Annotated in this window: 21 protein-coding genes; 6 read left to right on the top strand and 15 right to left on the bottom strand. The window is 72.2% G+C overall.

The window, feature by feature from the left end:
* Positions 1-16: 16 nt before the first annotated feature.
* Entirely contained in the window at positions 17-430 is a 414-nt protein-coding gene (locus O7623_RS26285) for a hypothetical protein (protein ID WP_282225631.1), read from the top strand.
* A 61-nt stretch (positions 431-491) separates the two neighbouring features.
* On the opposite strand, the gene O7623_RS26280 is transcribed toward O7623_RS26285, so the two are convergent.
* From O7623_RS26280 to O7623_RS26260, 5 genes are all read right to left on the bottom strand, one after another.
* Entirely contained in the window at positions 492-1,214 is a 723-nt protein-coding gene (locus tag O7623_RS26280; protein WP_282229588.1) for a M50 family metallopeptidase, read from the bottom strand.
* A gap of 195 nt (positions 1,215-1,409) precedes the next feature.
* A complete protein-coding gene (locus O7623_RS26275) occupies positions 1,410-2,099 on the bottom strand; it encodes a hypothetical protein (protein ID WP_282225630.1) in 690 nt (229 codons plus the stop codon).
* Positions 2,096-3,637 (bottom strand): glycoside hydrolase domain-containing protein, encoded by a 1,542-nt coding sequence (locus O7623_RS26270; protein WP_282229587.1) that lies wholly within the window; start codon positions 3,635-3,637, stop codon positions 2,096-2,098. The genes O7623_RS26275 and O7623_RS26270 overlap by 4 nt, the downstream gene beginning before the upstream one ends.
* Before the next feature lie 131 nt (positions 3,638-3,768).
* Positions 3,769-3,975 carry a hypothetical protein gene (locus tag O7623_RS26265; protein ID WP_282225629.1) on the bottom strand — a complete coding sequence of 69 codons (207 nt, stop codon included), beginning with the start codon at positions 3,973-3,975 and terminating at the stop codon, positions 3,769-3,771.
* Positions 3,976-4,046: 71 nt separating this feature from the next.
* Positions 4,047-6,419: a serine/threonine protein kinase gene (locus O7623_RS26260; protein WP_282225628.1), complete on the bottom strand. Its 2,373-nt coding sequence runs from the start codon at positions 6,417-6,419 to the stop codon at positions 4,047-4,049.
* Positions 6,420-6,604: 185 nt separating this feature from the next.
* On the opposite strand from O7623_RS26260, the gene O7623_RS26255 reads away from it, so the two are divergent.
* From O7623_RS26255 to O7623_RS26245, 3 genes are read left to right on the top strand one after another with little or no spacing between them, the layout of a single operon-like run.
* Complete coding sequence (locus O7623_RS26255) at positions 6,605-6,838, top strand: acyl-CoA carboxylase subunit epsilon (RefSeq protein ID WP_282225627.1); 234 nt, start codon at positions 6,605-6,607, stop codon at positions 6,836-6,838.
* Between the two features lie 23 nt (positions 6,839-6,861).
* Positions 6,862-7,506: a nucleoside triphosphate pyrophosphatase gene (locus O7623_RS26250; protein WP_282225626.1), complete on the top strand. Its 645-nt coding sequence runs from the start codon at positions 6,862-6,864 to the stop codon at positions 7,504-7,506.
* A gap of 18 nt (positions 7,507-7,524) precedes the next feature.
* Positions 7,525-8,178 carry an O-methyltransferase gene (locus O7623_RS26245; RefSeq protein ID WP_282225625.1) on the top strand — a complete coding sequence of 218 codons (654 nt, stop codon included), beginning with the start codon at positions 7,525-7,527 and terminating at the stop codon, positions 8,176-8,178.
* A 121-nt stretch (positions 8,179-8,299) separates the two neighbouring features.
* Here O7623_RS26245 and O7623_RS26240 read toward each other — a convergent pair whose 3' ends face one another.
* The 3 genes from O7623_RS26240 to O7623_RS26230 are packed head-to-tail and all read right to left on the bottom strand — an operon-like array spanning position 8,300 to position 10,718.
* Complete coding sequence (locus tag O7623_RS26240; RefSeq protein WP_282225624.1) at positions 8,300-9,064, bottom strand: ABC transporter permease; 765 nt, start codon at positions 9,062-9,064, stop codon at positions 8,300-8,302.
* 16 nt (positions 9,065-9,080) lie between these two features.
* Entirely contained in the window at positions 9,081-10,040 is a 960-nt protein-coding gene (locus O7623_RS26235; RefSeq protein ID WP_282225623.1) for an ATP-binding cassette domain-containing protein, read from the bottom strand.
* A 54-nt stretch (positions 10,041-10,094) separates the two neighbouring features.
* On the bottom strand, positions 10,095-10,718 hold the full coding sequence (locus O7623_RS26230) for a PadR family transcriptional regulator (RefSeq protein ID WP_348775111.1): 624 nt from the start codon (positions 10,716-10,718) through the stop codon (positions 10,095-10,097).
* 109 nt (positions 10,719-10,827) lie between these two features.
* Between O7623_RS26230 and O7623_RS26225 the strand changes: the two genes are divergently transcribed.
* Positions 10,828-12,579, top strand: a complete 1,752-nt coding sequence (locus tag O7623_RS26225) for a biotin carboxylase N-terminal domain-containing protein (RefSeq protein WP_282229585.1) — start codon at positions 10,828-10,830, stop codon at positions 12,577-12,579.
* 81 nt (positions 12,580-12,660) lie between these two features.
* A complete protein-coding gene (locus O7623_RS26220) occupies positions 12,661-14,097 on the top strand; it encodes a GuaB1 family IMP dehydrogenase-related protein (protein WP_282225622.1) in 1,437 nt (478 codons plus the stop codon).
* 30 nt (positions 14,098-14,127) lie between these two features.
* Here the strand turns inward: O7623_RS26220 and O7623_RS26215 are convergent, their stop codons facing one another.
* The 7 genes from O7623_RS26215 to O7623_RS26185 all read right to left on the bottom strand — a co-directional run bounded on the left by O7623_RS26215 (position 14,128) and on the right by O7623_RS26185 (position 20,239).
* Positions 14,128-14,991 (bottom strand): transglutaminase family protein, encoded by an 864-nt coding sequence (locus tag O7623_RS26215; RefSeq protein ID WP_282225621.1) that lies wholly within the window; start codon positions 14,989-14,991, stop codon positions 14,128-14,130.
* 43 nt (positions 14,992-15,034) lie between these two features.
* Complete coding sequence (locus tag O7623_RS26210; protein WP_282225620.1) at positions 15,035-16,000, bottom strand: alpha-E domain-containing protein; 966 nt, start codon at positions 15,998-16,000, stop codon at positions 15,035-15,037.
* Positions 15,994-17,607: a circularly permuted type 2 ATP-grasp protein gene (locus O7623_RS26205; RefSeq protein ID WP_282225619.1), complete on the bottom strand. Its 1,614-nt coding sequence runs from the start codon at positions 17,605-17,607 to the stop codon at positions 15,994-15,996. The genes O7623_RS26210 and O7623_RS26205 overlap by 7 nt, the downstream gene beginning before the upstream one ends.
* A 238-nt stretch (positions 17,608-17,845) precedes the next feature.
* Complete coding sequence (locus O7623_RS26200) at positions 17,846-18,322, bottom strand: hypothetical protein (RefSeq protein WP_282225618.1); 477 nt, start codon at positions 18,320-18,322, stop codon at positions 17,846-17,848.
* The gene (locus O7623_RS26195; protein ID WP_282225617.1) at positions 18,319-18,573 is read right to left on the bottom strand and encodes a hypothetical protein; all 255 of its coding nucleotides are present in this window, start codon (positions 18,571-18,573) and stop codon (positions 18,319-18,321) included. Before O7623_RS26195 ends, O7623_RS26200 begins: the two co-directional genes overlap by 4 nt.
* A complete protein-coding gene (locus O7623_RS26190) occupies positions 18,570-18,740 on the bottom strand; it encodes a hypothetical protein (protein WP_282225616.1) in 171 nt (56 codons plus the stop codon). The genes O7623_RS26195 and O7623_RS26190 overlap by 4 nt, the downstream gene beginning before the upstream one ends.
* 287 nt (positions 18,741-19,027) lie before the next feature.
* Positions 19,028-20,239, bottom strand: coding sequence for a helix-turn-helix transcriptional regulator (locus O7623_RS26185; protein ID WP_282225615.1), 1,212 nt, complete (start codon positions 20,237-20,239; stop codon positions 19,028-19,030).
* Positions 20,240-20,542: the final 303 nt, after the last annotated feature.

Here is a 20,542-nt window from a genome sequence, read left to right as displayed (position 1 = left end):
CAGGAGGGAACGACACATGACCAGTGCACCATCGTCACCACCCCGGAGCCGCCGAGCGCTCCGTCGGATCGCAGCCACGATCGCCCTCGCCCTCGTCTCGGTGACCGGCCTGGTGGGGCTCTCCGCCGGGCCGGCCGCAGCCAGCTGGCACGCGGCCTCGGTCGGCTCCTGGACCCCCGACCCCGGACTGAGCCTTCGGGACTGCTACCACCCGACGGTGAAGCTGCCGCCGAGCCAGGACTGCACGTTCATCAGGCATCTGCCCCGGTACACCAGTGTCCACGTCGTCTGCCAACGCTCCGGACAGAACATCGGCGGCAACAACGTGTGGGACTACGTGGTCTACTCCGGTGGCGAGGGCTTCGTCTCCGACTACTACATGAACACCGGTCACGCGAACTGGATCCCTGGCATCGACATCTGCACCTGACGTACGAAGGCAGGTAGGGGGTGGAGCGGCGCTCCACCCCCTACCTGCTCGACCTCGACGGTCATCTCCCGACCGGCAGGCTCAGCTCGGGCAGCCAGGGGCCGGCCAGCAGCAGCCCACCGACGACCAGCGCCGCGACGTTGACCAGGCCGAACAGGCCCACCCAGACCAGACCCGGCACCCGGGTCAGCCAGGCCAACTGGTCGGCGTCCGACTCCGGCGAGCGGCCCTGGGCGCGCAGCCGCTGCAACTCACCGACCGGCCGGATCCCGCCGATCAGCAGGAACCACACCCCGGTGTAGGCGAACGCGGCCTGTACCTGCGGGGTCGCCAACCAGGAGACCGCGAGGACCACCCCGCCGGTGACCAGGATCGACACGATGCCGAACATGTTGCGGATCATCAGCAGCATGGCGAACAGCAGCGCCACGGCGATCCACAGCAGCAGGGTGATCCGGTTGCCGCCGAGCAGCCAGGCACCGGCCAGGCCGACCAGCGACGGCGCGACGTAGCCGGCCAGCAGCGTGAGGATCATGCCGGGCCCGGTCGGCCGCCCGGCGGACAGGGTCAGCCCGGAGGTGTCCGAGTGCAGCCGGATGCCCTTCAGTTTGCGTCCGGTGACCAACGCGATCAGCGCGTGACCGCCCTCGTGGGCGATGGTGATCGCGTTGCGGGCGATCCGCCACGGCAGGCGTACGACGACCACCGCCACGGCGAGCACCGCGGTGATCAGCACCAGCAACGGCGGCGGGTCGGGCTGCGCGCCGAACAAGCGGTTCCACATATCCGTCAGCCCGGTGATCGACACAGCCCGCGAGCCTACCCACCGCGTACCAACCCCACCAGAGCGCCGAAAGGTGAGACATGGCCGTACGTCGTCGACAGCGCCACGTCGACAGCAGCCAGCGGCCGGGAGGTGCCGGACATGAGCGTCGCCACTGCCGCCCGCTTGGCGAACGCCCTGCCCTCGCTGCGACGGTCAGCGGCGACGCTGCAGCGACTCCAGGGTTCGCGCGGCGGCCCGGCGGCCCGGCACCAGCGGGTCCGGGCTGCTCCCGGCACCGGCGCCCGGTCCGCGCCGGGCGTCGACGGCGGCGGCGACCATGGCCAGCCGGCGGTCCCCCGGCGGTACGTCGATCCGGAAGTGACCCTCCTGTGGCGTCTGCCGGTCGTCGCCGCCCCAGCGGACCACCCCGGCACACTCGGCCAGGATGTCGCGGACGACGATCAGCTGCGTCGGGAAGAGGCCGCCGGTCACGCCGGCCGGATAGCGGGCCGGGTGCAGGGCGATCGCCGTACCGCTGCGGTGGGCGGCGGAGCCGGTGGGCTGCCAGCCGGACGCGTCGCCGTCGCCCAGCGGTGCGACCTCGTAGTGGAAGCGGCGGGCGACGTGCCGCAGCACGGTGGCGACGGCACCGCCGACCAGTAGCACGGTGGCGTCGCTGCCCTCGATCCGCACCGGTGTGATCTGCCCGGCGTCCACTGTCGGCCAGCTGGTCGCGGTCGGGTCGGGCGGTGCCGCGCCTGCGGCCGGCGCCGTGTGGTCGGCCGGGGCACCGGGTGCGGCCGCGCCGGCCGCCGGCAGGTTGGCCGCGCCGAGCAGCGCGCCGCCGGTGACGGCTCCGCCGGCCGCGAGCAGCCTGCGGCGGGGCATCATGGTCGATGTCATCTGGTCGTCTCCGTCGTCGTGGCGGCGGTCTCGACCGAGGAGACCCCCGGGTCGGTGCCCGGCCGGTGGATGTTCTTGTCGATCTCGATGGCGCCGCTGCCGGTGCCGACGGTGAGGGTCTGGATCTGGTTGAACGACCAGTTCTCCGGCAGCGGGAAGCCCATGTTGCCGGAGAACCCGGTCGACATGCCGGAGACGAACGACCACCGTGCCTGCGTCTGCTGACTGACCTGGGCACAGACGTTGCGGGATCCGTACACGCCGTGGACGTACCGGTTGCCGGCGGCGGCCAGCCCGGCCACCACCCCGGTGAAGTACGGCACGATGTGGGAGGCGATGTCGGCCCCGGTGGCGTCGTAGTCCACCGCGAAGTAGATCACCGTGCCGGCCCGGAAGCCGTAGCCGAGCGCGGCGGCGTGGGCGTCCAGCGCGTCCTGGTAGCCGGTGGCGTAGGTGAAGTAGGAGACCTCTTCGCCGTAGTACTGGGAGATCGGGAAGACCTTCAGACCGTTGCGGAAGATGGTGTCGAGCTCACCCGGCTGGATCTTCTTGTTCAGCGTCCCCCAGGGCTTCTCGTCGAGGTACCGCCCGACCACCCGGTAACCGGCGGCGTACAGAGCCTGGGCCCGGGCGTCGGTGACCGTGGTGACGCAGTCCGCGGCGGTGCCGGGCCGGCTCGGGTCGCCGGTGGAGACCAGCAGTTGGCACCAGGTCGCGAAGTCACCGGCGCCGGTGACCGGCAGCACGGAGAAGGACTGGAAGTCGCGTACCGCCGCCGCGACCGTGCCGTCGTAGCTGCTGGTGAAGGTCTGGTACGTACCGCCGGCGGCGAGCCTGATCCGGTTGACCACCATGGCGGCGGTGAAGATCTGCACGAACACCCCGGTCGAGCCGACGGTGAGGTGGTGGTTGCGCAGGCCGGCCTGGGTCCCCGGGCCGAACACCCCGGTGGCCTGGTCGTCGGTCATCCCCAGCTCGAACTGGATGGCCAGGAACAGCGCCTTCTGGACGTCCCGGGAGAAGTTGCCGTCGCAGGGTGCGACGAAGAAGTCACGGCGGTGCACGTACCGGCCGTTGAGCCACTGCTGGATCTGCCGGATCGCCGCCGAGCCGCCGGGCAGCAGGACGTAGGCATCCATGGTCAGCATCGCCTTGACCACCTTCGGCGAGGCGGCGCCGCCGACGATCGGGCCCAGCCCGGCGTCGGCCATCATGGCGGTCACCGCGGCCTGGGTGTTCGGGCCGAAGGTGCCGGTGATCCCGCCCGCGTGGTAGCCCTTGCAGAAGCAGGCCGCCTGCAGGATCCGCACCATGTTGGTGTTCGGGTCGCCGATGCGAATCCCGCCGCGCTGGGTCAGCAGGGACAGCGTCGTGGGGCCGAAGTTGTCGACCAGGGTGGCGATGCCGAGCTCATGCTGCAGCGCCCTGGTGAGGGCGTACATGGTGGGCCAGCCGGTGCGCCCGTCCTCCGCCACGACCTGGTAGCCGGGCACCTGACGATAGGTGGCGTTGACCCATTGCTGGGCAGCCAGAACCATTGGATCCAACTCGTCTCCCCGTGTGCGCCGCCGGTTTCGCCGGTCGGCAGATCGAGCCCGTGGCGGTCCGCCGTCCTCAGGCTAGTCGGCGCATAGATCACAATCAACGGCTACGGAGAGAAGTGACATCGTTACGACAGCGGGTCCGCCGCTCGGCGGGCACCGCGACCGATCAGCTGGGACGCCCCGACTGCGGCTCCGGCCACGGCGGCGACGCCGGCCACGACCAGCAGTACGGTCAGCAGCCCCACGCTGGCGACCAGCAGGGCAACGTCGGCCAATGCCACCAGCATCCACAGTGCCAGACTCGGCTTGACGATCCGTCGACGGTTGCTCATGTCGCACCTCCTTCCGTCGTGTCCAGGGTGGTACCCCGAAGATCGGAAGTTAATGCGTACGGTGCGGCGGCTCAGCTCCCGGCCGGGCGGAACCGGCTCGCCATCAGGTCGAAGTACACCAGGTCCTCCTGCCACCGGTCGGCCGTGGTGGACCAGTAGATCGAGTAGGCCTTGTCCGGCGCGGTGACGAATCCCCGGTTGCGTACCTGCAGCCGGTTGCCCCGGGTGCTGGTGTAGCGGAACTCCCAGTCGGCGGCGGACAGGAAGTAGTCGACGGCTTCGATCCGGACCCGCTCGTAGTTGTTGTAGCCACCCCGCCGGGACTGCTCCTGGCTCTCCCAGTCGGCGACCGGGTCAGGCTTGGGGCTGTCGGTCTGGTCGATGATGATCAGTCGCCCGAGTTGTGCGGTCTCCCGGAACTCGACCCGGTTGCCGTCGCGGGTGACCGCCCAGCCCTCCGGCACCGGAACGGAGAACCCGGTCGGGTCCTCGTGCAGCCGCCAGCCGGCCGGCAACGGCCCGGCCTGGGCCGGCCCGGTCGGCGGTTCGGTCGTCGGGGTCGGCGACGTCGGTGCACTCGGCGTTGGCGCGGCGGACGACGGCTGCGGTGAGGCTTCGGCGCTCGGCGCGCCGCTGGCGGCCGCCGAGGGCGCGGCCGGCGAGGGCGCGGCCGGCGACTCGCCGGCTCCGGTGCCGAGCTGTCCGCGCCGCTCACCCTCGTCGCCGAGGCTGAGCATCGCGACGGTCACCAACAGCACGAGTACGACGATCCCGGCGGCGCTGCCGAGCAGCACGTTGCGCGGCACCGCGCCGATGGTGCGGGCGGCCCGGTCGAACAGCAGCGCCGGGGTCGACCAGTTCTGCCGCTGCGACGCGGGCTCCGGCCGGTGGTCCACGCTGGTCGCGGCGGCGACGGCAGGGGCCGGCACGGCAGGGGCCGAAGGCTCGGCGGCAGCGGGGCCGCTCCGGTCGGCCGGCTCGTCGACGGCGGGTGCCACTGTGGTCGGCTCGTCGGCCGGCTCGTCGACCGGCGCCGCGACGGCGGGGGCCGGCGCCACGACGGCGGGGGCCGGCGCCACGACGGCGGGGGCCGGCTCCTGCCTCGCCGCCGGCTTGGCGGTGCCCGACTTGACGGCCCGCACGACCTGGGTCGGCTCAGCCTTGACCTGCGGCTCAGCCTTGACCTGCGGCTCAGCCTTGACCTGCGGCTCAGCCTGGGTCGGCGGCGTCGGCTGCGCCGGGCCGGCCGGCGGCAGCACGGTCGTTTCGGCCGGCGCGGGTGCAGCCGGTTTCGGCGCCGGAAGCACGCTGGTCTCGGCGGCCGGCGACCTGACCACCTTGGTCTCGTCGGCCGCGACCGATGGCGACCCGACCACCTTGGTCTCGTCCGAAGCCGCGGCGGGCCGGGCGATCGGGCCGTACTTCGCCGGCCCCGGCACCACCGGCAGCGGGGTCGGCAACGGCGAGACCGGCGAGACCGGCCCCGGCGACACGGGGCTACGCGGCGCGGCCGAACGCGGACCGGGAACGATCCCCGACCGTGACTCGCCGGGCCGCAGCTCCCGGGAGCCGAGCGGGCTCGGTCGGCGTACGCCGTCGAGTAGTGACCGGCCCCGACGCGGACCGCGCCCGGCGGCCCGGGTCAGCAGGCGCTCCGCCTCGTCGGCCTTCATCCGGGTCTGCGGGTCCTTGCGCAACAGCCCGGCGAGGACCGGCTTGAGCGGCCCGGCGCGGCGGGCCGGCGGCGGCGGCTCGGTGGCCAGCGCGGAGAGCGTGGCGATCGCCGTCGGTCGGGCGTACGGCGACTGCCCTTCGACGGCCGCGTACAGGGTCGCGCCGAGCGACCAGAGGTCACCTTCGGGCCCGGCGCTGCCGGTGCGGGCGCGCTCCGGGGCGATGTACGCCGGTGAGCCGAGCACCAGGCCGGTCCGGGTGACGTTCGGGTCACCGGGCACGGTGGCCAGCCCGAAGTCGGTCAGCACCACCCGGCCGTCATGGCCGATGAGCACGTTGCCGGGCTTGACGTCCCGGTGCATGACCCCGGAAAGGTGCGCCGAACGCAAGGCGCCGAGTACGCCGAGACCGATCTCCGCGGCCCGACTGGCCGGCACCGGGCCGCTGTCGGCGAGCAGGTCCTGCAACGACCGTGACGGTACGTACTCCATCACGATCCACGGGTCACCGTCGGTACGTAGCACGTCGAAGACCCGTACGACGTTGATGTGGTTGAGCCGGGCGATGGCCCGCGCCTCCCGCAGCGAGCGTTCCCGCATCTCGCGGCGCTCCTGGTTGGTCAGCCCCGGCGGCGGCACCAGCTCCTTGATGGCGACGTCGCGGTGCAGCACCTCGTCACGGGCCTTCCAGACCCGGCCCATGCCGCCCTGACCGAGCGGCTCGACCAGCCGGTAACGGTCAGCAACAAGTTGCGGGGGCACAGCGGACATCCAAATGACCGTACCCGGAAGATCTGGGTGCCACACGATCGGCACGCGGCCGGTGTGAGCCGCGCGTCATATTGTACGATCCGGCAACCCGGTGGCCAGCCTGGCGCGCCAGTGATGATCACCATTCGTCGCCGGTCCGGCGACCACCGGTCGACCGCGTCGGCCGCTCCGCGTAGCCTGGGCCGATGAGCGAGGCGCGGCACGATTGGCGGATCACCCGGGGGTCACCGACCGCCGAGGAGCTGGCCGCGCTGGTCGGCGCCGTACTCAGCCGTACCCGTCCGGTTTCCGACAGTGACGCCCACGACGGCGCCCGCGACCCTGCGGTCTCCCGCTGGGCCCGCAGCGTCCGGCCCGACCGTGGCCCGCTGCCCCGGCCCGGCCCGGACGCCTGGCGCACGTCGGCGTCCCCGCGCTGACCGGCCGGGTAGCCTGACCGACCGTGCCCACCTCGATGCGTCCCCGCCTGGTACTCGCCTCGGCCAGCCCCGCCCGGTACGCGCTGCTGCAGTCCGCCGGGATCACCCCGCAGGTGCTGGTGAGCGGCGTCGACGAGGAGTCGGTGACGCTGGAGCGCCCCGACGAGCTGTGCCTGGCCCTGGCCCGGATGAAGATGGTCGCCGTCGCCGACCGGCTGCGCCCCGACCACGTCGAGGGCGATGCCGACCTGCTCGTCCTCGGCTGCGACTCGGTGCTGCACTTCGACGGCGCGGTCTATGGCAAGCCGGCCGACGCCGCCGACGCCGCCGAGCGCTGGCGGCGGATGCGCGGCCGCAGCGGGGTGCTGTACACCGGGCATGCGCTGACCAGCCTGGCGAGCGGGGTCCGGGCCGAACGGACCGCCGCGACCGTGGTGCACTTCGCCGACATCTCCGACGACGAGATCGCCGCCTACGTGGCCACCGGCGAGCCGCTACGGGTGGCGGGCTCGTTCACCATCGACGGGGTGGGTGCGCCGTTCCTCGACCGGATCGAAGGCGATCACGGGACGGTCGTGGGGTTGTCGTTGCCGCTGCTGCGCCGGCTGGTGGCCGACGTCGGCCACCGGATCACCGATCTGTGGGGCGCGGCCGACGAGGACCGGTGACCCGCTAGCGTTCGGTGCATGACCACCAAGACGTTGCCGATGACGGATGCGCTGCAGGCGTACGTCGTCGCCCACGGCACCCCGCCGGACGAGATCGTCGGCGATCTCATCGCCGAGACCGCGACCAACCTGCCGGAGAACGCGCAGATGCAGGTCGCACCCGAACAGGCCGCCCTGATGACCATGCTGGCCCGGCTGGTGGGTGCCCGCCAGGCGGTCGAGGTGGGCACCTTCACCGGGCTCTCCGCGCTCGCGATCGCCCGGGGCCTCGCCGCCGACGGTCAGCTGATCTGCCTGGACGTCTCCGAGGAGTTCACCTCGGTGGCCCGCCGCTACTGGCAGCGGGCGGGCGTCGACGACCGGATCGAGCTGCGGATCGGGCCGGCCGCCGACTCGCTGCGGGCGTTGCCGACCGAGCCGCACCTGGACCTGGCATTCATCGACGCCGACAAGATCAGCTATCCGGTGTACTGGGCCGAGCTGGTGCCCCGGATGCGCCCCGGCGGGCTGATCGTGGTCGACAACGTACTGCGCCACGGCCGGGTCCTGCAGCCGCAGAGCGAGGAGGACCGGGCGATGGTCGCCTTCAACCGGCAGGTCGCCGACGACGACCGGGTGGACGTGGTGATGCTGGCCATCGCCGACGGCCTGACCCTGGCCCGCCGCCGCTGACCACCGGCCCGTCCCGTCCCGGCCCGCAGCCGGGGGCGGGTCGAGCCGGCCGGCGGTAGCCTGGAGTCGCTGCCCTCTGCGCCGTTGCCGTGCGCAGAGGGCAGCCCTGGGTGCGGCGCCGTTACCGGACGCTGCGGGCGAAGGCGCGGGCAGCCCAGGTCACCGCGAGCGCGGCCAGCGCCATGGTGATCAACAGCCCCTGCCAGACCGCGTCGTCGCCGATGTTCCCGGCGAACAGGGCACGGGTGCCGTCGACTGCCCAGGAGAACGGGTTCCACTGGGCCACCCGCTGCAGCCACAGTGGCGCGAAGGCCAGCGGCAGCAGGATGCCGGAGAGCAGCAGCACCGGCTGGGCGACGGTGTTCATCAGCGGGGCGAGCGCGTCCTCGCTGCGGACCAGCAGCGCCACGCCGTACGACACGGCCGAGGTCATCAGCGCGATCAGGGCGAGCAGCAGGTACGCCAGCAGCAGGTTGCCCAGCTGCACGGTCAGCCCGAACGGGATCGCCAGCACGGTGATGATCACTGCCTGCAGCAGCAGCGACACCACGTCGCGCAGGCTGCGCCCGAGCAGCAGGGCGAGTCGGCTGACCGGGGTGACCCGGGACCGCTCGATCACGCCGGCCCGCAGCTCGGCGATCAGACCGAACCCCTGGAACAGTCCGCCGAAGATGGCCAGCAGCACCAGCAGGCCGGGCACGAAGATGCGGTAGATCTCCGCGTCGGTGCTCGCCCCCATCGGGGCCAGCGCCGGCTTGAGCAGCGGCGCGAACAACAACAGGTACATGATCGGCTGGAACACGCCGACGAAGATCCAGACAGGGTTGCGCAGCAGCAACGTCGCCTGTCGTTGGAAGATCAGCCAGGTGTCGCGGGCGAATTTCATCTCGTGGTCTCCGATTTCAGCTTTCGCGCAGCGAGCGGCCGGTCTTGGTGAGGAAGACGTCGTCGAGGCTCGGCCGGTGCAGCTCGATCGAGCCGAGGTCGAGGCCGGCGCCGTCGAGGGTGCGCAGGATCTGCGGGATGGCGGTGGCACCGTCGTCGACGAACAGGCGCAGTCCGCCGTCGTCCGGGGTCTCCAGCTTGGCGACGTACGGCTGGGTGTCGAGCAGTTGCGCGGCGGTGGCCGCCTGGCCCGGTCGCAGCCCGACGGTGACCACCTCGCCGGCGATCTCCCGCTTCAGCGCGGCGGGGGTGCCCTCGGTGACGATCTCACCGTGATCCATGATCGCGATCCGGTCGCAGAGCGCGTCGGCCTCGTCGAGGTAGTGGGTGGTGATGAAGACGGTCATGCCCTCGGCGCGCAGCCGACGGATCTCGTCCCACATGTGGGCCCGGCTCTGCGGGTCGAGCCCGGTGGTCGGTTCGTCGAGGAAGACCACCTTCGGCTCGTGGATGATGCCCAGCGCGATCTCGACCCGGCGGCGCTGACCACCGGAGTAGGTCTTGCACTTGCGGTCGGCGTACTCGGTCAGCTGGAAGGCGGCCAGGGCCCGGGTGGCCCGGCGCTGCGCCTCGGCCTTGCCGATGCCGTACATCCGGGCGTGCATCACCAGTTCCTCGCGGCCGGTGACCTCGTCCCAGGTGCTGCCGCCCTGGGCGACGTAGCCGATCCGGCGGCGTACCTCGCCGGGGTCGCGCAGCAGGTCGGCCCCGGCGATGACGGCTTCGCCGCCGTCAGGCTCGATCAGGGTGGCGAGCATCCGCAGGGTGGTGGTCTTGCCGGCGCCGTTGGGCCCGAGGAAGCCGAAGATCTCGCCCTCCTCGACCAGCATGTCGACGCCGCGGACCGCGTCGACGGTCTTGGCACCGCGCCCCTGCCGGGAGCGGAACGACTTCCGCAGCCCCTTGGTCTCGATCATCAGTGTGCTCCTGGACTGCCCGAAGATTAGTCAAGCTTGAGTATTCCACCCGGGTCACAGCGGATCCCGGTCACCTGCGTCGACGTCAGCCTGCCAGCCGGCCCAGGCCGCGTCAGCCGACTTCTCAGCCGGCTGGTAGGACGCCCCGGCGGCGATCAGCTCGGCGACCCGCTCACACCAGGCGATCTCCCCCTCGGCACGCGCGATCGTCAGCTCCAGCATCCACCCGACGTACGACGGTTTCTGCCGGGGCCAGCCACCGGCCAGCTCGTCGCGGGCGGCGGCGTTGCCGGCCCGCAGCGTCGCCGCCCGCGCCCGCAGCGCCGCGACCGCCTCCGCCCGGGGCATCGCCGGCAGGAACGCGAACGCGCTGAGGAAAGGATCCGCCGCCGGTCGAGAGTCCGACCAGTGTCGACGCAGCAGATCGTCGAACTCCTCGACGCCGGCGGCGGTGATCTCGTAGCTGGTGCGGGCCGGCCGGGAGCCGACCTGGGCGGTACCCACCTGCCGGAGCAGTCCCTCCTCGGCAAGGGTGCGCAGCGCGTGGTAGATCGAACCCGGTGCCACGTTGGCCCAGCTGTCCGCCCGCCAGCTCAGCAACTCGCGGCGCACGTCGTAGCCGTGCACCGGTTGCATCCACTTGACCAGGCCGAGAATCATCATCCGAGTGGCAGACACGGCGCCGAGCCTATTGAACGGTGCCTCATCCCACACCGAAGCGCAGGTCAGATCGATCACGCTGGCCGTTAGACTCCCGCATTAGTCCGTGAGCAAGGGAGAACAGGGCGTGCGCAAAGTTCTCGTCGCAAACCGGGGCGAAATCGCGGTCCGGGTCATCCGGGCCTGCCAGGACGCCGGCCTGACCAGCGTCGCGGTCTACGCCGACACCGACCGCGAGGCTCTGCACGCCAGGCTCGCCGACGAGGCGTACGCTCTCGGCGGGGAGACCGCCGCCGAGACCTACCTGCGGATCGACAAACTGCTCGACGTCGCCGCCCGGTCCGGGGCCGACGCCGTGCACCCCGGGTACGGATTCCTCTCCGAGAACGCCGACTTCGCCGCCGCGGTCATCGACGCCGGGCTGACCTGGATCGGGCCCAGCCCGCAGGCGATCCGCGACCTCGGCGACAAGGTCACCGCCCGGCACATCGCCCAGCGGGCCGGCGCGCCACTCGTCCCCGGCACCGCCGACCCCGTCGCCGGGCCCGACGAAGTGGTCGCCTTCGCCGAACAGTACGGGCTACCGGTGGCGATCAAGGCCGCGTTCGGCGGCGGCGGGCGCGGCCTCAAGGTCGCCCGCAGCATCGACGAGATCGGCGACCTGTTCGAGTCGGCCACCCGCGAGGCCGTCGCCGCGTTCGGCCGGGGCGAGTGCTTCGTCGAGCGCTACCTGGACCGGCCCCGGCACGTCGAGGCGCAGGTCCTGGCCGACCAGCACGGCAACGTGGTCGTGGTCGGCACCCGGGACTGCTCGCTGCAGCGCCGCCATCAGAAGCTCGTCGAGGAGGCACCGGCGCCGTTCCTCACCGACGCCCAGCGCGCCGAGATCCACGCCAGCGCCAAGGCGATCTGCCGGGAAGCCGGCTACCACGGGGCCGGCACCGTCGAGTACCTCGTCGGCACCGACGGCACCATCTCCTTCCTGGAGGTCAACACCAGGTTGCAGGTCGAGCACCCGGTCACCGAGGAGACCGCCGGCATCGACCTGGTCCGCGAACAGTTCCGGATCGCCGCCGGCGAGCGGCTGCGGTTCACCGACGACCCGACGCCGCGCGGACACTCCATCGAGTTCCGGATCAACGGCGAGGACCCGGGCCGCAACTTCCTGCCCGCGCCGGGCACCATCACCGCACTGCGGCTGCCGACCGGCCCCGGCGTACGGGTGGACACCGGCGTCACCGCCGGCGACGCCGTCAGCGGCAACTTCGACTCGCTGCTGGCAAAGCTGATCGTCACCGGCGAGACCCGCACCGAGGCGCTGGAACGCGCCCGGCGGGCGCTGGACGAGATGGTCGTCGACGGGATGGCCACCGCCCTGCCGTTCCACCGCCTGGTGGTGCGGGACCCGGCATTCACCAGCGAGCCGTTCACCGTGCACACCCGGTGGATCGAGACCGAGTTCGACAACACCGTCCCGGCCTTCACCGTGCCGGCGGCGGCCGACACCCCGGCCGAGGCCCGCGAGACCGTCGTGGTCGAGGTCGGCGGCAAGCGGCTGGAGGTCACCTTCCCCGCCGGCTTCGGCGGCGGTACGCCGACCGCGCCGACCGCCGCCCGACAGCCGGCCCGCCGTCGGGGCGGCACCAGCGCGGCGGCCGCCACCAGCGGCGATGCACTGGTCTCACCGATGCAGGGCACCATCATCAAGATCGCGGTCGCCGACGGCGACCAGGTCGCCGAGGGCGACCCGATCGTGGTGCTGGAGGCGATGAAGATGGAGCAGCCGCTCAACGCGCACAAGGCCGGTACGGTCAGCAGCCTGGCCGCCGAGGTCGGCGCGGTGGTCGGCGCCGGCGCGACGATCTGTGTGATCGGCTGACCGCACTGCATGGCCACCTGACCGACGGTCGGTCGCTGGTCCCGCTGCGTGGCCGTGGCACCGCCGGGCATGATGGGCAGAGTGCGGTTCATCACCGGCGCGGCACCCGCGCACGACCTGACCTACAACGACGTCTTCCTGGTCCCGAACCGGTCGGACGTCGCCTCCCGGCTCGACGTCGACCTGGCCACGGCGGACGGCACCGGCACCACCGTTCCGCTCGTGGCGGCCAACATGACGGCGGTCGCCGGACGGCGGATGGCCGAGACAGCGGCCCGACGGGGCGGCCTGGCGGTGATCCCGCAGGACATCCCGATCGAGGTGATCGCCGAGGTAATCACCTGGGTCAAGCAACGCCACCTGGTCTACGACACCGCGCTGACCCTGGGCCCCGCCGACACCGTCGGCGACGCCATCCACCTGCTGCCGAAACGGGCCCACCGGGCAGTGATCGTGGTCGACGACGGCCGGCCGGTCGGCATCGTCACCGAGACCGACTGCGCCGGGGTCGACCGGTTCGCCCAACTGCACGAGGTGATGTCGGCCAACCTGCTGACCGTCGCCGGGTCGGTCGATCCGCGTACCGGGTTCGACCTGCTGGCGCAGGGCCGCCGCCGGGTCGCCCCGGTGGTCGACGCCGACGGGCGGCTGGTCGGCGTGCTGACCCGGGCCGGCGCGCTGCGGGCCACGCTCTACCGGCCGGCGGTCGACGCCGACGGGCGGCTGCGGGTCGCCGCCGCCGTCGGGATCAACGGTGACGTCGCCGGCAAGGCGGCCGCGCTGATCGCCGCCGGGGTGGACACCATCGTGGTCGACACCGCGCACGGCCACCAGGAACGGATGCTGGCCGCCGTGCGTACCGTCCGCAAGCTCGACCCGCCGGTGCCGGTGGTCGCCGGCAACGTCGTCACCGCCGCCGGGGTCGACGACCTGATCGACGCCGGCGCCGACATCGTCAAGGTCGGCGTCGGGCCGGGCGCGATGTGCACCACCCGGATGATGACCGGGGTCGGCCGGCCGCAGTTCTCCGCCGTACTGGAGTGCGCGGCGGCGGCGCGCCGACGCGGCCGGCACGTCTGGGCCGACGGCGGGGTCCGCCACCCCCGCGACGTGGCGCTCGCCCTGGCCGCCGGCGCGGCCAACGTGATGATCGGCTCCTGGTTCGCCGGCACCTACGAATCCCCAGGTGACCTGTACACCGACGCCGACGGGCGACGGTACAAGGAGAGCTTCGGGATGGCGTCGGCGCGGGCGGTCAGCGCCCGCACCGCCGACGACAGCCCGTTCGACCGGGCCCGCAAGGCGGTCTTCGAGGAGGGCATCTCGTCGGCGCGGATGCTGCTCGACCCGGACCGTCCCGGTGTCGAGGACCTGATCGACGAGATCGTCGCGGGGGTCCGCAGCGCCTGCACCTACGTCGGCGCCGCCACCCTGGAGCAGTTCCACGACCGGGCCGTCGTCGGGGTGCAGAGCACCGCCGGCTACACCGAGGGAATGCCGGTGGCGGGCAGCTGGTGACCCACCGGAGCTGCTCGGCCGGGGTACGGCTCAGCGCAGCCGGGTGATCGCCACCTCGACGCCCTGACCGGTGTTCGCCGGCCCCGCGTAGACCCCCTTCAGCGGCGGTACGTCGCCGTACTCCCGGCCCCGGCCGACCACGACGTGCCGTTCGCCGACCGGGATCCCGTTGGTCGGGTCGAACGCCGTCCACCGGCCGGCCCACCACTCCACCCAGGCGTGGCTCTGCCCGACCACCCGGTCCCCGATCGCCGCGTCCCGGCTGGGGTGCAGGTAGCCGGAAACGTACCGGGCCGGCACCCCCACGACCCGCAGCAGGCCGACCACCAGGTGGCTGATGTCCTGGCAGACACCTTTGCGTTGCCGCCAGGCGTGCACGGCGTCGGTCTGTACCCCCGTCGAACCGGTCGCGTACTCGACCTCGGCCCGGACCCGCTCACAGATCGCCAGCGCCACCGCGTGCGGGGTGGCCTGGTCGGCGCGCACCGACTCGGCCAGCCCGGTCAGTTCGTCGTCGAGCGCGGTGCGCGGCGTCGGCAGCAGGAACTCGTGCCACTGGTCGACGCGGTCCGGGCGGGCCAGCTCGTCCCAGCCGGCACCGGCCCGCTCGTCGAGCAGGTCACCCGGGGGCAGGGTCTCCACGACCGAGGTCGCGGTCACCTCCAACGTCTCGTGCGGACTGTGGAGGTCGAAGGCCGTGACCACCGTCCCCCAGTAGTCCTCGTACCGGTAGGTCCGCGCCGGCGGAAACACCTCGACCCGCGCCTCCAGCACCGCTTGACGGGCCTCGTTACGTGGCGACATCCGGGCCTCGTTGTACGACGACCCGACCTTGCCGGCGTAGCTGAACCCGGTCCGGTGCTCCACCTTCAACCGCCACGAATCGACGCTCACGCCACCACCCCCTCGCCCGACGGGCCGCTGCGGCCGACGCCCGTCACGCCACCGCCTCCGGAAGCCAGAGCACCGCCGAGGTCTGCCGGAAGTAGCGCCGGGACACCGCGTCGTTGAGGTGCGAACAGGTCCGTTCCAGGCTGTCCAGCACCGTACCCAGGTCGGCGAGCAGTTCGTCGGCGCCCCGGAACTCCAGGTTGGTGCGGGCCCGCCCGAGGATCCGCTGCGCGTCGGTCATCACCCCGGCCCGACCGGCCGCCCCCGGCCCGGCAGCTGAACCCGCGGCCGGCTCCAGCTCGGCCAGGCAGGACCCGGCGGCGGTCAACGCGGCGAACACCGACCGGGGGAACAGCCGGTCCAGCAGCAGGAACTCGGCGGCGTACCGGTCGTCCAGCGAACCCCGGTAGGTGCGCAGGAACGTCTCCCACGCCCCGCACGAACGCAGCAGCGTCAACCAGGACGGGATGCTGCCGCCGGCCCGTACGTGCGTGGACAGCAGCCGCGCGGTCATGTCGACCCGTTCGATGCTGCGCCCGAGCACCAGGAACAGCCAGCCCTCGTCGCGGCTCATCGTCGCGTCGGTGAGCCCGGCCATCAGGGCGCACCGCTCCCGTACCCAGCGGAAGAAGGCGTGCACCCCCTGCTGCTCGACCCGGCGGCGGGCGTCCGGCAGCCCGTGCCAGGTGGCGTTGAGGCACTCCCACATCTCCGACGAGATGGTTTCCCGGGCACCCCGGGCGTTCTCCCGCGCGGCGGCCAGCGAGCCCACCACCGAACTGGCGTTGCGCTCGTCGAGTCCGAGCAGGCCGACCACCCGCGAGGAGGAGCACGGCTGGTCGTCGACGTCGACCCCCATCACCCCGAGCAGCGACCGGCAGGCGGTCTCCTCGGCCACCCACGGGTCGGAGATGATCCGGTGCAGGTGCACGTCGAGGATCCGGGCGGTGTCCTCGGCCCGTTCGACGTACCGGCCGATCCAGTAGAGCGACTCGGCGATCCGGCTCAGCATCGACCGTCCTCCCCGCGTACCCGTTGCTCCTGTTGTTGCTGTTGCTGCTGCTGTGCGGAGGTCGCGGCGGCGCCCGGACCCGGATCCGGGGTGGGTGCCGCCGGCACCGGGTCGACCCCGCTGACGGTCAGCTCGGCCAGCACCGGCGCGTCGTCCGGATGCGGGGTCGCGGTCGGCGACGCCAGGATCCAGGTGTCCTTCGAGCCGCCGCCCTGGCTGGAGTTGACGACCAGCGCGCCTTCGGGCAACGCCACCCGGGTCAGGCCGCCGGGCAGCACCCAGACCCGTTCGCCGTCGTTGACCGCGAACGGCCGCAGGTCGACGTGCCGGGCCCGCAGCCGGTTGCCGACCAGGGTCGGCACCATCGACAGGGCCACCTCCCGCTGGGCGATCCAGCCACGCGGGTCGAAGACGATCTGCTCCCGGACCCGGGCCAGCTCCTCGTCACTGGCCTGCGAACCGATCACGATGCCGGCACCGCCGGAGCCGTCGACCGGCTTGAGTACCAGTTGGTCGAGCCGGTCGAGGACGTGAGCGAGCACGTCCGGGCCGTCGTCGAGGCGGTACGTCTCGACATTGGGCAGGATCGGCTCCTCGGCCAGGTAGTAGCGGATCAGCTCCGGCACGTACGTGTAGAGCAGCTTGTCGTCGGCGACGCCGTTGCCGACCGCGTTGGCGATGGTGACCCGGCCGGCGCGGGCGGCGTTGAGCAGCCCGGCGACGCCGAGCACCGAGTCGGCCCGGAAATGCACCGGGTCGAGGAAGTCGTCGTCGATGCGCCGGTAGATCACGTCGACCCGCTGCTCGCCGCCGGTGGTACGCATCGCGACCTCGTTGCCGACGCAGACCAGATCACGACCCTCGACCAGCTCGACGCCCATCTCCCGGGCCAGCAGCGCGTGCTCGAAGTAGGCCGAGTTGTGCACCCCGGGAGTGAGCACGACGACCGTCGGGTCGGCGACGCCGACCGGGGCGGCGGCCCGCAGCGCCCGCAGCAGTTGCGCCGGGTAGGACTCCACCGGCTGGATCCGGGTCGAGGCGAAGACCTCCGGCAGTACGTGGGCCATCGCCCGCCGGTTCTCCATCACGTAACTGACCCCGGAGGGAACCCGTACGTTGTCCTCCAGGACCCGGAAGGTGCCCTGCTCGTCGCGGATCAGGTCGACCCCGGCGACGTGGATGCGGACCCCGTTGTGCGGCACGATGCCGGCCGCCTCCCGGTGGAAGTGCGCGCTGGTCACCACCAGCCGGCGGGGCACGATGCCGTCGACGAGCACCCGGGCCGGGCCGTAGATGTCGGCCAGGAACGCCTCCAACGCGCGTACCCGCTGGGCGACCCCGGCCGAGACGGTGCGCCACTGGTCGGCGGCGATGATCCGGGGCACGATGTCCAGCGGGAACGGCCGCTCGACGCCCTTGAGCGCGAAGGTGATGCCCTGATCGAGGAAGGCCCGGGCGAGGACGTCGGCGCGCACCCCCAGCTCGGCGCTGGACAGCGGCTGCAGGGTGGCGTGCAGCGCCTCGTAGGTCTCCCGGGGCATGCCGGGCTCGCCGAACATCTCGTCCCAGCCGGGGCCGAGGTGGTAGTCCTCGAACAGATCGGCCATCGGCCAGCCCCGCCCTTCCTCCGGCGACCGCAGTCACCCCGTTTCTGGGCCCTGCACCATCCCATCACGGTGTGCGCCAGCCTGCATCTTCACGTTCCCGCACGGTACGCCGGACTCGTTGCGTACGGGTAACGCGGCCGCCCCGACCTGCGGTTGCCGCTGGTGCCGGCGACGCGGTCACATCGACAGTCGCCGAACGCACGGGTGGCACCGCCGGGCGGGCTGGTCGCCCTCAGTGTCAGATCCGCCGGCCGTGCCACCACGGCGGAGAGGGCGGCGTCGCAGGGCCGAGCATCGGATGCTCACCGTCGGCTGGCCGAGATCCACCTGGCTGTCGCCCACGCGTGCGCGTCCAGAGGACGAACCGCTCGTACAGCATGCCGCCGTCCTCGCCGGTCTCGGCCAGCGCGGTCTGCATCATCGTGGCCAATTCGACGACCATCCGGAGCCGGTCACCGGCGTACGCGTCGACGAGTGCGGCCCGTGCGGGCGGGCACGGCCACGGTGTGCCGGCCGGGCAGACCGTGCACGTCCAGGACGGCCGCTGTGGCCCGCCGAGGCCGTGATGGCGGCGAGCCCAGGCCAGCTGTGGGCAGTCGGGGGTGCCGGGGCATCCGGTGTGGCAGAACCGGCCTGCGTCGTGGGCCGCGAGGGCCGCGCAGGCGGCGTCGTCGAGGTCCCGGCCGGTGACCGGCCCGTCGTCCATCGCGGTCACGTCGCCGACCCGATCCAGGTCCAGGACACGAAGCGCTCGTACAGTTCGGCCGGGTCGGTGACGCCGGCCTCCTCGGCGGCCATGGGGAGCATCTCGCCGATGTCGACCGAGAGCGCGATGGGCTCGCCCGCGTACGCCTCGGCAAGTTGAATCCGGGCCGGTGGGCACGGCCAGGGCGTGTCCACCGGGCAGGCCGCGCACATCCAGGACGGGCGGTGCGGCGTGTGCACCACCCCGGGCCGCACCTTCACCGCAGGTAGTGCCGGCCGGCGTTGCCGCCGCGCCGCTCGGCCCGGTCGGTACGGGTCGCCGGCCGGCCGGTGCCCGGCCGGGCGGGCTGGTCGGCGTACCGGCGGTGGCCGGGCATCGGCCGAACGACGTCGACCGTGCCGGGTCGCAGGAACCACTTCCCGATCATCTGCGCGCTCCTCGAGTCGAAGGGGGCGGCGGCCCGGCGGGCACGGGGGTTCCGCGCCGGACCGCCGCCGATCTACGGCCCGGCCCCGCGGATCCGCGCGCTGGAACCGAAACAGGACCGGGCCATGACGGGCGCAACGCGCTTTGTACCGATCACGGTGACGATCAGGCATCAGCTGCGCTGCGCACACAACATGTCACTCAACTGCGATGATCGACATGTGCAGGATGTGGCATTCCGGTGGGCACGCCGACGTGAACTGACCCAATAGGGGGTAGTTGGCCTGTTCAGGCGATGTTGAGGAAGTCCGCTAGGGCGCGCAGTTCAGGCTGCACTGCGCGGGACCGGGCGTGCAGGAGACGCTCGACGAGGCGCTGGGCGTACCGCTGGTAGCGCAGCCACTCTGGCGCAGACTCCCGCAACCGCAGCAGCACCGCCAACGCCTCGTCACGTCTGCGTCGGTCGAGTGCGGCGGCAGCGACGTCCAGCCGGAACCGCTGGTAGGTCACGGCCGGACGCGCACCCGGCGGGACGGTACGCGCCACCTCGGCTGCGCGGCCGGCGTCGCCGACGACCATCGCCAGTTCCACCTCACGCATGGCCACCACCGCTGGTGCGAAGGTCGTCCAGTGCGCTACACGCGGTGGTACGTGGCCGGCGGCGACGTGTGCGGACGCGTGAGCCCGACGCAGGGAGTCGGCGGCCACGTCCATCCGATTGTTGCGAGTGGCCGCTGCGGCCGCACCGAGGTTCAGCCACCCCCATACGGCAACCTGGCTGGCTGGCGACCTGGACATCCTGGGCTCGATCGCTTCGGCGGTCACGAGCGCGGCACGCTCGGCCTCGTCGAATCGAGCCTGCCTGGTGAGCAGCCATCCTTCACTACAGACCACAGAGGCTGTGAGGACGTCGTCGCCGGCTCGGCGGCCGGCGTCCATGGCCAAGCCGAGCGCATGGTAGGCCAGGTCGTCTTTACGGAGCTGGATCAGTACCAACGCGGCGGTCTGGTAGACCTGCGCCAGCTGACCCCATACGCCAGGTCGGCTGGGTTCGTCGGCTTCGGCCACTGCGGCGCGGGCATGGCTGATAGCGGTGGGCAATGCGGCGACTGCACCGGCGTAGTCGCTGTCCCGGAACAACCCGCTGATCTCACGAACGGAATCGGCGACGTCGTCAGCACCAGGCTGCACGTCGTCTGCCAGGGTAATCAGATCACCGTCGGCGGTTCTGGCCGGCTGCAGCGCCCGACGAATGAGGTAGAGGTCGCTGCGATCGTCGATGGGCGGCTGCAGTTGGGTCGGAGTGGGGCGAAACAACTCGACTGTGGTCACGCCGAGGGCGGTTGCCAGGCTGCGCAGTGTCGGCAGCGAGGCGGAGTCTCGGTCGCCGCGTTCCAGCTTTCGAATGACTGAGATGCTCACGCCGCTGCGCTCGGCAAGTCCTTCCTGGGTGAGGCCTGCCCGTCGCCGCTTCCTCGCGAGGTTCTCTCCGATGTTCATGCTGTCCCTCCCGCCCGAGGGCTGGGGGCCGGGTACCACGCCGGCCGGAGCTCTAACGGCGACGGTACGCCGGTGTCCGCAGCAGCGACTACGCCCCGGCCGGGCGGTCCGCCAGCCTCGGGCAAGATCGATGTGAGCGCCAGGGGCGTCGAACTCGCCGGATGACAACCACGGCGCTCACATTGATCTTGGGCCAGGGTGCGCGTGACGGTGAAGGGCCCAGATGAGGGCGGGCTGCCGGCACGGGACCTGCCGGCAGCCCGGGCACCGTCCGCGACCGCCGGGAACGGGGAGATCCGGGGG

This window comes from Solwaraspora sp. WMMD791, assembly GCF_029581195.1.
In the GTDB taxonomy this organism is placed as follows: Bacteria; Actinomycetota; Actinomycetes; order Mycobacteriales; family Micromonosporaceae; genus Micromonospora_E.
The sequence above is the reverse complement of the archived record's forward strand: the minus strand, read 5'-3'. Positions and strand labels throughout refer to the sequence as shown.

Coding starts and splice junctions, on each gene's coding strand:
- O7623_RS26185 (WP_282225615.1), bottom strand. CDS start 20,239: ATGAACATCGGAGAGAACCTCGCGAGGAAGCGGCGACGGGCAGGCCTC.
- O7623_RS26265 (WP_282225629.1), bottom strand. CDS start 3,975: ATGAGCAACCGTCGACGGATCGTCAAGCCGAGTCTGGCACTGTGGATG.
- O7623_RS26190 (WP_282225616.1), bottom strand. CDS start 18,740: ATGATCGGGAAGTGGTTCCTGCGACCCGGCACGGTCGACGTCGTTCGG.
- O7623_RS26255 (WP_282225627.1), top strand. CDS start 6,605: ATGAGCGAGGCGCGGCACGATTGGCGGATCACCCGGGGGTCACCGACC.
- O7623_RS26205 (WP_282225619.1), bottom strand. CDS start 17,607: ATGGCCGATCTGTTCGAGGACTACCACCTCGGCCCCGGCTGGGACGAG.
- O7623_RS26260 (WP_282225628.1), bottom strand. CDS start 6,419: ATGTCCGCTGTGCCCCCGCAACTTGTTGCTGACCGTTACCGGCTGGTC.
- O7623_RS26245 (WP_282225625.1), top strand. CDS start 7,525: ATGACCACCAAGACGTTGCCGATGACGGATGCGCTGCAGGCGTACGTC.
- O7623_RS26240 (WP_282225624.1), bottom strand. CDS start 9,064: ATGAAATTCGCCCGCGACACCTGGCTGATCTTCCAACGACAGGCGACG.
- O7623_RS26270 (WP_282229587.1), bottom strand. CDS start 3,637: ATGGTTCTGGCTGCCCAGCAATGGGTCAACGCCACCTATCGTCAGGTG.
- O7623_RS26280 (WP_282229588.1), bottom strand. CDS start 1,214: ATGTGGAACCGCTTGTTCGGCGCGCAGCCCGACCCGCCGCCGTTGCTG.
- O7623_RS26210 (WP_282225620.1), bottom strand. CDS start 16,000: ATGCTGAGCCGGATCGCCGAGTCGCTCTACTGGATCGGCCGGTACGTC.
- O7623_RS26275 (WP_282225630.1), bottom strand. CDS start 2,099: ATGACATCGACCATGATGCCCCGCCGCAGGCTGCTCGCGGCCGGCGGA.
- O7623_RS26235 (WP_282225623.1), bottom strand. CDS start 10,040: ATGATCGAGACCAAGGGGCTGCGGAAGTCGTTCCGCTCCCGGCAGGGG.
- O7623_RS26285 (WP_282225631.1), top strand. CDS start 17: ATGACCAGTGCACCATCGTCACCACCCCGGAGCCGCCGAGCGCTCCGT.